This window comes from Corynebacterium aurimucosum, assembly GCF_030408555.1.
GTDB classification, from domain to species: Bacteria; Actinomycetota; Actinomycetes; order Mycobacteriales; family Mycobacteriaceae; genus Corynebacterium; species Corynebacterium aurimucosum.
In genome coordinates, this window is sequence record NZ_CP047048.1 from 326,555 (window position 1) to 340,929 (window position 14,375).

Annotated in this window: 16 protein-coding genes; 13 read left to right on the forward strand and 3 right to left on the reverse strand. The window is 62.3% G+C overall.

Annotated features, from left to right (window positions below; all coding sequences use genetic code 11):
* Window positions 1–141: 141 nt before the first annotated feature.
* From proC to CAURIM_RS01515, 3 genes are all read left to right on the forward strand, one after another.
* The gene (proC, locus tag CAURIM_RS01505; protein ID WP_070443935.1) at window positions 142–933 is read left to right on the forward strand and encodes a pyrroline-5-carboxylate reductase; all 792 of its coding nucleotides are present in this window, start codon (window positions 142–144) and stop codon (window positions 931–933) included.
* Window positions 934–1,133: 200 nt separating this feature from the next.
* Window positions 1,134–1,322, forward strand: coding sequence for a helix-turn-helix domain-containing protein (locus CAURIM_RS01510; RefSeq protein WP_010189818.1), 189 nt, complete (start codon window positions 1,134–1,136; stop codon window positions 1,320–1,322).
* A gap of 244 nt (window positions 1,323–1,566) precedes the next feature.
* The gene (locus CAURIM_RS01515; RefSeq protein WP_003855542.1) at window positions 1,567–1,668 is read left to right on the forward strand and encodes a 30S ribosomal protein bS22; all 102 of its coding nucleotides are present in this window, start codon (window positions 1,567–1,569) and stop codon (window positions 1,666–1,668) included.
* A gap of 119 nt (window positions 1,669–1,787) precedes the next feature.
* Here the strand turns inward: CAURIM_RS01515 and CAURIM_RS01520 are convergent, their stop codons facing one another.
* On the reverse strand, window positions 1,788–3,008 hold the full coding sequence (locus CAURIM_RS01520; RefSeq protein WP_201828740.1) for an HNH endonuclease signature motif containing protein: 1,221 nt from the start codon (window positions 3,006–3,008) through the stop codon (window positions 1,788–1,790).
* A gap of 197 nt (window positions 3,009–3,205) precedes the next feature.
* Between CAURIM_RS01520 and CAURIM_RS01525 the strand changes: the two genes are divergently transcribed.
* The gene (locus CAURIM_RS01525; RefSeq protein WP_070719002.1) at window positions 3,206–3,784 is read left to right on the forward strand and encodes an LURP-one-related/scramblase family protein; all 579 of its coding nucleotides are present in this window, start codon (window positions 3,206–3,208) and stop codon (window positions 3,782–3,784) included.
* Here CAURIM_RS01525 and CAURIM_RS01530 read toward each other — a convergent pair.
* Window positions 3,781–4,797: an HAD-IB family hydrolase gene (locus tag CAURIM_RS01530; RefSeq protein ID WP_201828739.1), complete on the reverse strand. Its 1,017-nt coding sequence runs from the start codon at window positions 4,795–4,797 to the stop codon at window positions 3,781–3,783. The two genes, CAURIM_RS01525 and CAURIM_RS01530, sit on opposite strands and share 4 nt — an antisense overlap.
* 106 nt (window positions 4,798–4,903) lie before the next feature.
* Here CAURIM_RS01530 and CAURIM_RS01535 point away from each other — a divergent pair, with 106 nt between their 5' ends.
* The 9 genes from CAURIM_RS01535 to CAURIM_RS01575 all read left to right on the forward strand — a co-directional run bounded on the left by CAURIM_RS01535 (window position 4,904) and on the right by CAURIM_RS01575 (window position 14,121).
* Window positions 4,904–5,143, forward strand: a complete 240-nt coding sequence (locus CAURIM_RS01535) for a glutaredoxin family protein (protein ID WP_070447908.1) — start codon at window positions 4,904–4,906, stop codon at window positions 5,141–5,143.
* 105 nt (window positions 5,144–5,248) lie between these two features.
* On the forward strand, window positions 5,249–6,625 hold the full coding sequence (locus CAURIM_RS01540) for a glutamyl-tRNA reductase (protein ID WP_201828738.1): 1,377 nt from the start codon (window positions 5,249–5,251) through the stop codon (window positions 6,623–6,625).
* Entirely contained in the window at window positions 6,626–7,516 is an 891-nt protein-coding gene (gene hemC / locus CAURIM_RS01545) for a hydroxymethylbilane synthase (protein WP_070447912.1), read from the forward strand.
* A 179-nt stretch (window positions 7,517–7,695) separates the two neighbouring features.
* Window positions 7,696–9,378 carry a bifunctional uroporphyrinogen-III C-methyltransferase/uroporphyrinogen-III synthase gene (locus CAURIM_RS01550; protein ID WP_201828737.1) on the forward strand — a complete coding sequence of 561 codons (1,683 nt, stop codon included), beginning with the start codon at window positions 7,696–7,698 and terminating at the stop codon, window positions 9,376–9,378.
* An 85-nt stretch (window positions 9,379–9,463) separates the two neighbouring features.
* Window positions 9,464–10,441: a porphobilinogen synthase gene (gene hemB, locus CAURIM_RS01555; RefSeq protein WP_049154862.1), complete on the forward strand. Its 978-nt coding sequence runs from the start codon at window positions 9,464–9,466 to the stop codon at window positions 10,439–10,441.
* Window positions 10,442–10,451: 10 nt separating this feature from the next.
* Window positions 10,452–11,165, forward strand: coding sequence for a hypothetical protein (locus tag CAURIM_RS01560; RefSeq protein WP_201828736.1), 714 nt, complete (start codon window positions 10,452–10,454; stop codon window positions 11,163–11,165).
* Window positions 11,162–11,659, forward strand: coding sequence for a tellurium resistance protein TerC (locus tag CAURIM_RS01565; protein ID WP_070711023.1), 498 nt, complete (start codon window positions 11,162–11,164; stop codon window positions 11,657–11,659). The genes CAURIM_RS01560 and CAURIM_RS01565 overlap by 4 nt, the downstream gene beginning before the upstream one ends.
* Before the next feature lie 38 nt (window positions 11,660–11,697).
* Complete coding sequence (hemE, locus tag CAURIM_RS01570) at window positions 11,698–12,738, forward strand: uroporphyrinogen decarboxylase (RefSeq protein WP_201828735.1); 1,041 nt, start codon at window positions 11,698–11,700, stop codon at window positions 12,736–12,738.
* Complete coding sequence (locus CAURIM_RS01575; protein WP_070711024.1) at window positions 12,739–14,121, forward strand: protoporphyrinogen oxidase; 1,383 nt, start codon at window positions 12,739–12,741, stop codon at window positions 14,119–14,121. It abuts the gene before it with no gap.
* Here the strand turns inward: CAURIM_RS01575 and CAURIM_RS01580 are convergent.
* Window positions 14,118–14,372 (reverse strand): Txe/YoeB family addiction module toxin, encoded by a 255-nt coding sequence (locus CAURIM_RS01580; protein ID WP_070645789.1) that lies wholly within the window; start codon window positions 14,370–14,372, stop codon window positions 14,118–14,120. The two genes, CAURIM_RS01575 and CAURIM_RS01580, sit on opposite strands and share 4 nt — an antisense overlap.
* Window positions 14,373–14,375 lie beyond the last annotated feature (3 nt).

Here is a 14,375-nt window from a genome sequence, read left to right on the forward strand (position 1 = left end):
TCTGTCACAAGGCATCTGTTAAAAGGTATCTTTGCCCTGAAAACGCCTTCTGGCAGATGCCTTTTGCATGCGCGGGGTCAGCCTGCGTGCACAGCCTTGACCTGGTGGCCGCATCCTAGCCTTTCTGGCACCCTGGATAGCATGACAAAAATTGCAGTACTTGGTGGAGGACAAATCGGCGAAGCCCTAGTTTCCGGGCTGGTGAATGCGGGCTATGACGCCGCGGACATCGTGGTGACCAACCGTCGTTCCGAGCGCAGCGAGGAGCTAAAGAGCGCCTATGGCGTGTCGGTCACGAGCGATAATGCTGCGGCTATCGACGGCGCGGAATACATCTTCGCGTGCGTGAAGCCCTATGCCATCGAGGAGCTCCTTGAAGGCCTCGACATCCCCAAGACGGCCGTGGTTGTGTCCATGGCTGCCGGCCTGACCCTCGAGACGTTGGAGAAGGCCGCCGGCGAGGGCGTGCCAGTCGTCCGCGTCATGCCGAACACCCCCATGTTGGTGGGCAAGGGCATGTGCACCTGCGCGGGTGGTTCCCACGTCACCGAAGAGCAACAGGCTGGCGTGGTCAAGCTTCTGGAAGCCGTCGGCGAGGTTGCTGTCATTGAGGAGAAGCACATCGACGCCGCCACCGCACTGGCAGGCTCTGCTCCCGCGTATTACTTCCTTGTCACCGAAGCGCTGATCGACGCCGGTGTGCAGCTCGGCCTCACCCGTGACGTCGCCGAAAAGCTAGCCACCCGCACCGCCCAAGGCGCGGGCACCATGCTGGCTGAATCCGGCAAGGATCCGGTGGCTTTGCGCGCAGGGGTAACCTCCCCGGGGGGAACCACTGCTGCCGCCCTTCGTGAACTCGAGGAGTCTGGCCTGCGGGGCGCGTTCTTCCGTGCCGCCGAAGCATGCACCCAGCGTGCGCAGGAACTTGCTTAAAATTTCCCGCCGTTCTGGTAGCCCTGTGGCATATGTTGTCACACGGGCTTGATGGGGAACAGCGGTGCGAAAGAGGAAAAAATTAGCTCTTGGGTCGCATTAGTCACACGTTTCACGCTAAGCTGGCAGGAGCGCGTGCGTGATAGTCCTGTGGGAGGGGAAGCCTACAGCGCGTCACGTGCTGAAGGGTTAAATAAACTATGACGAATGAAGATAAGGGAACTTTCCTGACCATCGCCGAAGTTGCGGAGATCATGCGTGTCTCCAAGATGACGGTGTACAGGTTGGTTCATGCAGGTGACATGCCGGCCGTGCGCGTGGGACGCTCCTTCCGCGTCCACGAATCTGCCGTCAAGGAATACCTTGAGGCCTCCGTATACGGAGCCTAGCGTTCACCTCTTTCTGGCAGCGCCCACCACTGCGGACCACTCGCGGTCCGCGGCGGTGGGCGCTGCCCTTAGTTTTGGTGCTGGGCAGGCCGCTAGGTAAGATAGTGAACATTCGTTTCGGCACTGGTATGCCTGTGTCTCCCTGTTTCGCAGGGGCCGCCACGAGTGCACCGTGTGTGGTTTCATTCCAGGCGTTGCCGGCCGGTTTACGTACGTACTGATACCGAAAGTGAGGAAACCTACTATGGGTTCTGTCATCAAGAAGCGCCGCAAGCGCATGTCCAAGAAGAAGCACCGCAAGATGCTGCGTCGCACCCGCGTTCAGCGTCGCAAGCTGGGCAAGTAAAGCTTCGCCTGTAACTCCCCGCATGGTCCTTTCAGGATCGTGGCGGGGAGTTTCTGTTATCTTTTCTCCTTCCCGCCGTTTCGGATGACTGCGCCGTCGTTTCAGACGACGGGAGCCGCTTAGAACGGAATGTCCTCCTGCGGGGAGGTCGGGGTACGGAGTTCCTCGGCAGTGGCCTGTGCTTCCTTAGCTTCTTGCTGGGCGCGCTCGCGGGTGGCCGAAATCTTTTGAGCCACCGTTTGTGCCCAACGCTTCGTTTTCTGTGCCAGCGGGCCAGTCGGCTCCGTCATAGCCCAGGTCCCGTCTTCGTAGAGCCACACGATGTCCCCGGTGTGCGGGTCCATGATGTAGTGCGCGCGCCCATCAGTCTTCATATTGTGGTGGTGCTGGCACAAACTGGCCAGGTTGCGTGGGTGCGTGGCGCCGCCGTCGGCGTAGTTGACGCGGTGGTCCATCTGGCACAGGTAGGCCGGCCGGTTGCACCCCGGAGCGCGGCAGGTGCCATCCCGGCCTTCCACGTATGTGCGGATGAGCTCCGAGGCGATGTAGCTGCGCGATTCCGGTGGCTGCGAGGAGAGGTCGCGCGTGCGCGTGACAGGCATGTCCTGTGACGTCCACCCATGGCCTTGGACGAAGGTGGGGGCGTTGTCGATATCGCTGGCTTGGTAGGTGTGCAGAATGACAGTCGCCGGCGGCGAGATACTACCGGCGATGAGCTTTTTCAGGGCATCAGCCTGTGAGAGTCCGTTCTCCTTTGCCGCTTGTTTGATGTAGCTATCCAGAATCATGCCCGTGGCGCTATCGGTATTGAGCTCAAGGATGCCGCGCTGGCCAGTATCGGTGAAGGTATACGTCTCTTTCTGCGGGGAATTGCGAAAGCTAAAAGTCTTGTCAATACTCTTGCAAATATCGCGTAGTTTGCGCCCAATCTGCGCTGGGGTGGGAAAGACCTGATTCGGGGAGGTGGGGGTGAAGAAGGTGATCAGGGCATCGTCGATAAGCGCGAGCGTTTCTGGCGGCAACGCGCCCAGCTTTGTCAGGGTGCGGTCAATAGTGATGAGGGCCTTCATATCCAGCAGGAACTGGCTGTCCTGTAACGCCTTGACCTGCGGGAGCTCCGTGAGTCGGTGCACGGCCAGGCAGCATTCGCTCACGGTATAGTCGCCGACGCCAAGCTTGGCGACGAGCCTCTGGCACGCGACATCAAAATCCTCATCGAGGTCTGGCATGGCAGCTACCCACGAGCGGTAGTCTGCGCGGCGGGCGGCGCTGCGCTCCACAGCGAGGGCGCAGTCAGGGTTCATATGGGAAAAGTAGGCGGTTTGGGTAGCAGTATTCACGATGTCCTCTAAGCTTCTATCTCGATTCTATGTTCTAACAGAACTATAAAACACGCTTCGGACATCTATTCTGACCTGCGTCTATGCTAATAGTTGAGTGGGTGTTATGGGGTGTATATTTGCCTCTATAAACTAGGCGGGGGAGTGTCATCCTTCTGGCCCCACAGGAGCCCATCACGTACGTAAAATGGCGAACTATGTTGCCTCGACTCCTCACTCTTGACAGCCTGGTTATCTCACAGACCAAGTCCTTCATGCAGGATGAATTCCTGATCGCCGATGAACAAGGCGTGCCCGTCGGGACGATTCTGCAGTCGACGAGCCTGAAGGACATGTTCTTCAACTCCTCCCGCAGCCTCGAGGTTGCTTTTACCGATGAGCAAGGTAATCCGCAGCAGCCGCTCATGGTGATTAAGGATCCGCCGAACTTCGTGCGGGATACCTATGAGGTGTACCTGCCGGGCGTCGAGAAGCCCATGGCGGTCGTAACTAAAAAATTCTCCCTCCTGAAGACGCGCCTGAGCTTGGAAATGGAGGGCTTCCCGGAGATCGAGATTGAAGGCGATGTCTGGGATTGGAATATCACGATTACTAGCCAAGGCCAGCCTCTAGCGGAAGTTCGCAATGAGTGGGCGGGCGTGGGCCGGTTCCTCGCTGGGAAGAATACGTACCGCCTCAGCATTGCGCCGGGGCTTGACCCGCAACAGCATGCCGGGCTGATTGGTGCGGTCATGTGCATGGACATGCTGCGCACCAAGGCGCAGAGCAGCAGTTAGCGGCGCACGAAGCGCCAGCTGCCATAGGAGAAGAGCGCGGTGGCTAGCGCGGGGAGGCCATAAGTGCGCACGGCCTTGCGCACGGAGCGGTAGTCGCGGATGAGCCAGCCTTTTTCCTCTGCAATATCGCGCAGCTTGGAATCCGGATTAATGGCCACGGGGGTTCCCACCATGGAAAGCATCGGGACATCGTTGGCGCTGTCGGAGTAGGCGGTACAGCGCTCAAGATCGAGGTTCTCTAGTGTGGCGAGCGCCGCCACGGCGTGCTTCTTACCCGGCCCGTGGAGGATATCGCCCACGAGGCGGCCGGTGAAGCGGCCATCTTTGACCTCCGCCACGGTGCCGAGCGCGCCCGTGAAACCGAAACGCTGCGCCAGAATCTGCGCCAGCTGCACGGGGGTGGCCGTGACCAGCCATACCTGCTGGCCAGCGTCGAGGTGCATTTGCGCCAGCTGCTTCGTGCCCGGGTAGGCCTTGCGGGCCATGGATTGGTCCACGATGCTCTCGCACAAAGCCACCATTTCCTCCACTGAGCGGCCCTTGACAAACTCGAGCGCTTGCACGCGCCCTGCGGCCACGTCGGCGGCGTTCTCCGAACCGGAAATCCGGAATTTTAGCTGCTTCCATGCGATGGGAAGGATTTCAGAAAGTTTGAAATAGCGGCGGCGTGCCAGCCCCAGAGCGAAGGACACGAGCGAGGACCCCTGGACCAAGGTGTTATCCACGTCGAAGAAGGCGGCAGCGCCGGCGTCCTGGGGGATGTCTGGGTCGGGCTCAGTGATGGAGCGCGCGCCGGCGGATTCGAAGGAGCCCCGAACGGAATCCACACCAGAGGAAAAAGCATCCAGGTCGATGCCGAAGAGGTGCTCTACCGCCGCGGCTGCCGACGCCTCACCGGCCGCCCTCTGGTGCTCTTCACCCAGCGGGGCGAAAGCCTGCTGCTCCAGGAAATTACGCAAGTTTCCCCTGCTTGCGGTCCAATTGGCAAGGAACTCACGGGGAGAATCGGGCATACCAGGAGGGGGCGGGAGAGGCACGCGTTCAGCTTTCATAAGGCGGGAAGACTAACGTGTCCATAGTAAACCGCGAACCGTTCTACGTCCTATCGAGGAGTTCTTAATGTCTCACGTCGTCGAGCTGATGGTGCGTACCACGTGCGGCTCCTGCGCGCGCGTTCTGGAGCAGATTACCCCGGTGGTCCGGCAGGCTGGGGCAGAGCTTAAAGTGCGCAACGTCGATGAGGATGCGGAGCTGGCCATGGAATATGGTGATCGCGTCCCCGTTGTGGTGATTGATGGCGAGGAGTTCTCCTGCTGGGAAGTGGACAATGAGGAGCTAGCGCAGGCGTTGGTGGAGTAGCTTTCCTCGGGGACTCCCGCGAGTTTCGGAAACGAGCTGAAAACTAGTAGTCTTTTGGATGATCTATGTCATCCAAAGGGATGATGCAAAACTGGAGGGTAGTGCATGAGTGTGCTCGTCGTGGGCATGTCGCATCAGTCGGCGCCGGTGGCGCTGCTGGAAAAGCTGAGCATGGACGAGACCGTGCAGAATGACACCTGCCGGGCCATGGTATCGGCAGGCTCGTTGACCGAGGCGATGATTATCTCCACCTGTAACCGCCTCGAGGTTTATACCGTCACGAGCTCTTTCCACACGGGCGTCCAGGATGTCGTGCGCAACCTCGCTGAAGTCTCCGGGGTGGAAGAGGAGAAGCTGCGCTCCTATCTTTATGTGCGCTATGCCGACGCCGCCGCCGAGCACCTCATGATGGTGGCCTCCGGCTTGGACTCGATGGTGGTGGGTGAGCAGCAAATCATCGGCCAGGTGCGCACCGCCTACCAGTTTGCTTCGGAGCAAGGAACCGTCGGCCCGCGCATCCACGCGCTGGCACAGTCCGCGCTGCGTACCGGCAAGCGGGTGCATTCCGAAACTGAGATCGATGAGGCGGGCTCCTCCATGGTCTCCTTTGCTTTTGATCAGGCGCTAAGCCGCATGGGCAGGGAAGATCTCGCGGGCAAGCGAGTGCTCATTTTGGGCGCAGGTGCAATGGCTTCGCTGGCGGCAACGCACGCGGGGCGCCTGGGTGCGCACCTGATTATCGCGAACCGCACCATCGCCCGCGCGGAGCGCGTGGCGCAGCACGCCCATGAGGCGGGCGTGTACGCAGACGTCATTGAATTCTCGGAGCGCGCCCAAGCCCTGCGCGATGTGGACGTGGCGATTTCCGCTACGGGAGCCCAGGGTTTCACAATTACGGCTGCCGACGTCGAGCGTTATCACGTGGCCGACCGCGAACTCATGCTCGTGGACCTGTCCCTGCCGCGCGATATTGATGATGCCGTGGCAGAGGCAGAGGGGGTCGACCTGGTCAATATCGAACGTCTCAACAACTCGCTGCAGGCGGCCGATACCGATCTGGCAGCGGGTAGCAGCCCACACGCGCAGGCGCGGCGCATCGTCAGTGAAGAACTGGAAGCCTATGCTTCCGAGCAGCGCGTCCGCGACGTCGTCCCGGCCGTATCAGCCCTGCGCAAGCGCGCAGCAAACCTGGTCCAGTGCGAGCTAGCGCGGATGGAGCAGAAGCACCCCGAGTTGGACGAGCGCCAGATGGGAGATATCAATCGCGCGCTCAAGCGCGTTGCGGATAAGCTGCTCCACGAGCCCACGGTTCGTGCGAAGCAGCTCGCAGCTAACTCTGGCACCGTAAGCCATGAGACCGCGTTGCAGGAACTCTTTGGACTCCACTTGGAGGGCAGCGGCGTAGCAGTAGACATGGCAGATCTGCCGGATGCCGCGCAGATGGAAGCCGCGGAAAGTACTAAGGAAGAAAAGGACGCATAGATGTTGAAGATCGGTACCCGAGGATCCCTCTTAGCCACTACTCAGTCGGGCCACGTGCAGGAGTGGTTGCAGCAGGAAGGCTATGAGGCCGAGCTGCACATCGTTACCACGCAGGGTGACGTCAACATGGCTCCTGTGGAGCGCATCGGCGTGGGTGTGTTTACGCAGGCCCTGCGTGAGGCCGTCGACCGCGGCGAGTGTGAGATCGCAGTGCACTCCTTCAAGGACCTTCCCACGGCTGCCGACGAGCGTTTCGACCTCGTGGTGCCGCAGCGCCAGGACGTCCGTGAGGCGCTCATCGCCCGCGATGGTCTGACCCTCAAGGAGCTGCCGGAGGGCGCACGTGTGGGTACCTCCGCGCCGCGGCGCATCAGTCAGCTGCGCGCTATGCGCCCGGACCTGGACATCCGTCCGCTGCGCGGCAACATCGATACCCGCATGGGCAAGGTCACCAGCGGCGAGCTCGACGCCGTCCTCCTGGCCTACGCTGGCCTCGTGCGCGCGGGCTATGCTGATCGCGCCACCGAGGTTTTCGATCCGGAGGTCTTCATGCCCGCGCCTGCGCAGGGCGCGCTGGCTATCGAGGCCGTCAAGGGAACTGAGGCAGCGAAGGCCATCGCCTTGCTTGCCGACGCCCCCGCCACCGCCGCCACCCGCGCCGAGCGCACCGTGCTCTCCCAGCTGGAGGCCGGTTGCACCGCGCCGGTCGCTGCCACTTCCCACTGGGAAGGCGAGCAGCTGGTCGTTCGCGGCGGTGTCTTCGCCCTCGACGGCTCCCGTCAGCTCATCGCTCAGGCCCAGGGCTCGGCAAGCGAGGCAGAAGAATTGGGACGTGCAATCTCCAAGGAGCTCTTCGCTCAGGGCGCTGCGGACGTGCTGGCAGCGGAATAACCGCACGTAATTTTTGCTTTGGGGCCTTTTCCTTTAGTGTGTATCTAGCACACGATCATTGAGAGCAATGATTTAGGCCCCCTTAACTCGCGAGTGAGGGGCTTTCTTGTCTCCACTCCCGTGCCTGCCACAGCGGTGGCGCCGGGGCACTCGGAATCCACAAACTAGAAAAGAACCTTATGAGCAATGCCGTTCCGGATACCCAGCCTGAGCTGGGTAAGTCTGATCTGGGCAAAGTCGTCTTCGTCGGTGCCGGACCAGGTAATCCCGACCTGCTGACCGTTCGCGCCCGCGAGGTTCTGGAGACGACCGCCAACGTCGTTACCGACCCGGGGGTCTCGCAGGGCGTGCGTGACATGGTGGCGCAGCAGGTGCCGGTTCCGCAGGAGCTTCTCGACGCCGCCGAGGAAGAGTACGAGCGCATCTGCGCCGCCGCCAAGGAAGCGGGCGCACGCCGCAAACCGCCGCGCCCGGCACCGCCGACGGCAGCGGTCTTTGAGGAGGTCGAGGGGGACGTCGTCACGCAACTGCGTAACGCGCTCGAGCGCGCCGAGGGGCACGACGTGATCCGTCTGGTTACCGGTAACCCGCTCAACCGTGAGTCCATCAAGGCGGAGATCACCGCCGTGGCCAATGCGGGCATGGAATTCCAGGTGGTCCCGGGTATGTCTCTGCCTTCGACGGTTCCCTCCTTCGCAGGCATTGCTCTCGGTGCGACCTATACTGAGGCCGACATCACGGAAGGCGCGGACTGGGATGCGCTGGCCACCGCGACGCAGCCGCTGGTTTTGCAGGCTACGGCAGATGACCTGCCGGTTATTTCCGCCGAGCTGGTGGAGCGCGGGATGCCCGCGGAGACGGAAGCATACGTCACCGTCCACGGCACCACGCGCCTGCAGCGCACGCACGAGACCACGCTGGGAACACTCGGCAAGCTTGACGCTGAGCTGCCGGGCGAGCTCGTGGTCACGCTGGGGCGCAGCTTTGATGATCGCTCGAAGTATTCCTGGTGGGAGAACCGTTCGCTCTATGGTTGGCGCGTGCTGGTGCCGCGCACGAAGGAGCAGGCCGCAGCGATGAGCGCCCGACTGGCTGGCCACGGCGCCATCCCGCAGTCGGTGCCCACTATTTCCGTGGAGCCGCCGCGCAACCCGGCGCAGATGGATCGCGCCATCAAGGGTATTGTCGAGGGCCGCTACAAGTGGGTCGTGTTCACCTCCGTCAATGCGGTGAGCGCGGTGTGGAAGAAGATCGCGGAGCTCGGCCTCGATGCTCGCGACTTCGCCGGCGTGCACCTCGCTGCGGTGGGGCAGAAGACCGCCGATGCTATTCGCGCCAAAGGCATGGTCCCGGAGCTTTTGCCGCCGGCGACGAAGCAGAACGCCGAGGGCCTCGTGGAGGTCTTCCCCAACTACGTTGAGGATATCGACGCCGTGGGGCGTGTACTGCTGCCGCGCGCCGATATCGCCGGCGAGGCGCTGGTGACGGGCCTGCTGGACTTGGGCTGGGAAGTCGATGATGTCGTGGCCTACCGCACCGTCCGTGCGGCCCCGCCGGCCGCGGAGATCCGCGACATGATCAAGACTGGCGGCTTCGACGCCGTTGCCTTTACCTCGCCGTCGACGGTGCGCAACCTCGTCGGCATTGCGGGCAAGCCGCATGCCCGCACCATCATCGCCTGCATTGGCCCCTCCACCAAGGCGGCGGCTGAGGAGGTGGGCCTGCGCGTGGACGTGGTCCCGGAGGTCGCGGATGTGCCGATGCTTGTCGACGCCCTCGCTGACCACGTCGCCGCCCTGCGTGCTGCCGGCAACCTGCCAGCTCCGCGCAAGAAGCGCCGCTCGCGCAAGAAGACGGCGTAGACCGCTTCTGGGCGGGCAGGTAAGGGGCGACTAGAGTCGGGAAGGTAGTTCAATTTTCTCGTAGCTCAAAGGAGAGTTTTTACTCATGAGCATTGCTCGCCGCCCCCGCCGCCTACGTCAGAACCCGGCTTTTCGGGATTTGGTTGCGGAAACGTCGCTGCGCCCCTCCGACCTCATCCTCCCGATGTTCGTGGTCGACGGTCTGAACGAACCCCGTGACATCCCCTCCATGCCGGGCGTGCAGCAGCACAGCCTGGATTCCCTCAAGCGTGCCGCGCACGAGGCTCTCGATGCGGGCGTGACCTGCGTTGACCTCTTCGGCGTGCCGCGTGAGGAAGACAAGGACGCGACCGGCTCCGTGGCCTGGGACCCACAGGGCATCCTCAACGTGGCGATTGCGGAGCTGCGCCAGGAATTCGGCGATGACCTCATTGTCATGGCGGATACCTGCCTCGATGAATTCACCTCCCACGGCCACTGCGGCGTGGTCGATGATCAAGGCCGCGTGCTCAACGATGAAACCGTGGAGCTCTACCAGGACATGGCCCGCTCCCAGGCCCGCGCTGGAGCACACATGGTCAGCCCGTCCGGCATGATGGATGGACAGATTGCCGCCATCCGTGAGGCTCTCGATGAAGCCGGCCACGAGGATGTTGCGATCATGGCCTACTCGGCCAAGTACGCCTCGGCCTTCTTCGGCCCCTTCCGCGATGCCGTGGGTTCCTCCCTGGAGGGCGACCGCCGTACCTACCAGCAGGACCCGCGCAATTTCCGCGAGTCCATGCTGGAGGTAGACCTGGACATCGAGGAAGGCGCGGACATCGTCATGGTTAAGCCTGGCCTGCCGTACCTCGATGTGCTGGCCGGTGCTGTCGAGCGCTCCTCCGTGCCGGTAGCTGTCTACCAGGTCTCCGGCGAGTACGCGATGATTCAGGCCGCTTCCCAGAACGGGTGGATCGATGGCGAGGCCGTTATGCTGGAGTCCTTGACCGCGTTCAAGCGTGCGGGCGCGGATCAGATCCTGACCTACTTCGCCACGGACGCCGCCCGCTTGCTCAAGTAAAAGGAGAATCGTGACGTTCAGCCCGAACACTACGCCGTCGGCCCACAGGCCGGCGAAGCAGGATACGGAGCCGGATAAGGAGCAGACCAAGCGCACCGAAGCCGTCTCCCTCATGCTCAAGGTGTGGACCGTTGCCTTGGTACTCGAGGTGGTGCACCTGGTCTTGAGTATCGTGCTGACCCTGCTGAATAGGGAAGAGCTCTTTGCCCAGGCCCGCACTACGGCGGAGTCCGCAGCGGAGAAGTCCGGGCAGGACGTCAGCGATGCCCTCGTACAGCTCGTGGGCTATGGCTCGGTGGCCTTCAGCTCGCTGATTTCACTCGCCATCGTGGTGCTGTTGGGCATCATGCTGGGCTTTATACACAAGAACTCCAAGGCAGCCGGTACTGGCCGGCGCCTGTGGTTTGCCTTCTCCCTCTACTTTGGCCTCCGCGTGCTCATCGTCTTCATCAGCAGCCCCGCCGGGGCGAGCGCGCCGGATTGGCTCTTCCTGCTTGATGGTGCCGTGCAGATCCTCGTCGGCGTGGCGGCCGTGATGGGCTTGATGTTCTCCACCAAGGAAGAGGTACTTGAATACACCGGCGAAATGGAGCAGCTGCGCCAGATGCGCAAGGAGATGGAGGAGCAGCGCCGCCAGGAAAACCTGGAGGAGCGCGAGAAGAAGGACAAGGACAATAAAGAAAAGGACAGGGAGAAAGAAGACCGCAAGGACGGCAAGCGATGAGCGAGCGCCCCGGCCCCGCGGACTATAACCGTCGCCCACGCCGCCCTAAGAAGCAGGGCGAGCAGGACTTTTCCACTTGGCCTTCCCAGCTGCGCATTGCCTACTGGGTCTGTGTCATCGCCGCAATCGTCATGCTCACCGCCGGGATGGTGGGCCTCTTCGGCTCCTATACATCGGTGACGAACACCCAGCTCAGCCCAGAGCAGGTGGACTATATCCGCTTCAACACACGTTTCACGGCCATCTCCAACGTGGTGGGTGCCGTCGTCATTGCGGCGTGCTCCGCGCAGCTGGCGAGTGGCTCGATATGGGCGCGTCGCATCATTACCGCGGTGTCTGCTTACATCATGTTCGTCAGCATTGCGGCGCTGATCGCGGGCGTGGGCGGGCTGCTCTTGTTGCTTATCCCGATGGCGCTCATGGTGGCCATCTACTTCCTCTTTCACCCGGATTCGACGGCTTTCATTAAGGCCCGCCGAGCCCAAAACTCCTGATTGGCGCCTACTCCAACTTTTGATTCATAATGGACGGTATGTCTCGACTGTCTGATGCGCCGCTGATTGCTGCCGCTACTGGCCACACGCCTTCCCGCCCGCCCGTCTGGTTCATGCGCCAGGCGGGGCGCTCTTTGCCGGAGTACCGCAAGGTACGCGAGGGAATCAGCATGCTGGATTCCTGTTTCATGCCGGAGCTCCTGGCGGAGATCACCCTGCAGCCGGTGCGTCGCCACGATGTTGATGGCGCCATCCTGTTCAACGATATCGTTGTCCCGCTCAAGGCAGCGGGTGTCGGCGTGGAGATCGTCCCCGGCCGCGGCCCCGTCATGGATGCACCCGTGCGCACCAAGGAGGACGTGGCCAACCTGCCTATCCTCGACGTTGATGTGCCAGAGGTACGCCAGGGCATTGAGATCATCCTGAGCGAGCTCACCGACAAGCAGGCCCTCATCGGCTTCGTCGGCGCGCCCTTCACCTTGGCCAGCTACCTCATTGAGGGCGGCCCCTCGAAGAATCACGAGCGCACTAAGGCTCTGATGCATTCCGATCCGGATACCTGGCACCGCCTCATGCAACGCCTCACCCCGACGATCATCTCCTTCCTTCAGCTCCAGCTGGATGCCGGCATTGACGCCATGCAGCTCTTCGATTCCTGGGCGGGCTACCTCAACGAGCGCGATTACCGCGAGTTCGTGCTGCCTTATTCGGAACAGATCCTCAAGGTTGCAGAAGGCCGCGTGCCGCGCATCCACTTTGGTGTGGGGACCGGCGAGCTGCTCGGCGCGATGTCGGAGGCTGGTTCTGAGGTCATGGGCGTGGACTACCGCGTGAGCATGGATGCCGCCGCGGCCCGCGTCAACGCGGACATTCTCCAGGGCAACCTCGACCCGGCTCTGCTGTTCGCCGGCGAGGATGCGGTGCGCAAGGAAGTACACGCCATCAAGGCAGAAGTAGATGCCGCCCGCGCGGCAGGGAACCTGCGTGGACACATCTGGAACCTTGGCCACGGCGTGCTGCCGACCACGGAGGCGGAGGCCATTACCCGCGCCGTCGCCATCATTCACGAGGAGGGCTAAATGAAGATCGCGATCATCGGTGCGGGCCTAGCGGGCCTCACCGCGGCATGGGAACTCAAGCAGAACACGAAGGGCCCCCACGACATCTTTGTCTTCGAAGCAGCCGACCGCATCGGCGGCAAGCTGCACACCGTGGCCTTCAACGGCGGCCCCACGGACATGGGCGCGGAGGCCTTTATCCGCCGCCGCCAAGACGCCGTGGACTTCTTCACGGAGCTGGGCCTGCAGGATTCCTTCGTGGAGCCCAATCCGGAGCTGCGCCCGCGCGTGTATACCGGTGGCGCGCTGCACTTCCTGCCGCAGGGCGGGGTCATGGGTATTCCTTCTGAGCCGCAGGACTTCTTCTCCGAGGCGACCAACGAGCGCATCACCAACGAGCAGCCCTTCGAGTGGGAAATTGGCGGGGATGTCTCCGTGGGTCAGCTCGTGCGCCAGCAATATGGCGATGACGTGGTAGACCACGTGGTTTCCGCGCTGCTCGGTGGCGTTTACTCCTGCTCGGCCGATGACCTGGGCCTGCGCGCCACGGTTCCGCACCTGGCGGCCACGCTGGACTCACTGGCCAAGGAAGGACCCGTCACGCTGTCGGCAGCTATCAAGCAGATCGAGTCTGGCCGCAGCCCGGCCGAAGGTTCCGTCTTCGGCACCTTCAAGGGCGGCTACGCAGAGCTTTACGAGGCCCTGGCTGAGAAGTCCGGCGCGCAGATTCACCTGGACGCCTTTGTTTCTGGTGTGACGCGCAAGGGCGATGCCTTTGAGGTCAAGGGCGCGCCGGGGGATATCGGTCCATTCGACCGCGTGCTCTTTGCCACCCCGGCTCCCACGACGGCGCGCCTGCTCAAGGCCGTGGCCCCCGAGGCCGCCCAGAAGCTGTCCACCGTCCAGCTGGCCTCCTCTGTGGTCGTCGGTTTCAACTTTGCCTCCGCCACGGATCCGGAGGGCAATGCGCTTCCCGACGCCACCGGCATCCTCGTCGCCTCCGACGAGCCCGACGTGCGCGCCAAGGCCTTCACGCTCTCTTCTAACAAGTGGCCGCACCTGAACGAGCGCGAGGGCTTCCTCGTGCGCGCCTCCTTCGGCCGCTTCGGGGATGATGCCCTCGTGCGCGCGGAGGAGGATGATCTCGTGGACTATGCCCTCGATGACCTGCAGAAGATCACCGGTTTCGACGGCCGTGCTAGTGGCGTGGAAGAGATCTACACGCAGCGCTGGTTCGGCGGCATCCCCCGCTATGACGAAAAGCACCTGGCCACCGTTGCCGCCGTGCGTGCCGCGCTTGCCGACGTCCCCGGTATCGCCACCGCCGGCGCCTGGGCCGATGGAGTCGGCGTGCCCGCTGTCATCGCCGGCGCCCGCGCTGCCGCGCAAGTACTCGTTAGCTAGTAGTGGTATCTGCACCCAGCAATCTCAATTGTCGCGCCCTTAATGCGATAGATCAGTCGGTGCTCTTCGGTAATTCGCCGAGACCAGAACCCGGACAACTCGAATTTGAGAGGTTCGGGTTTTCCTATTCCTTCGTTGCCGTTTCGCGCAATGTCCTTAATGAGGTTATTGATTCTCTTGAGGAACTTCTTGTCGTGAGACTGCCACCAGAGGTAGTCCTCCCATGCTTCCTCTGTCCACGAAAGAATCATGGA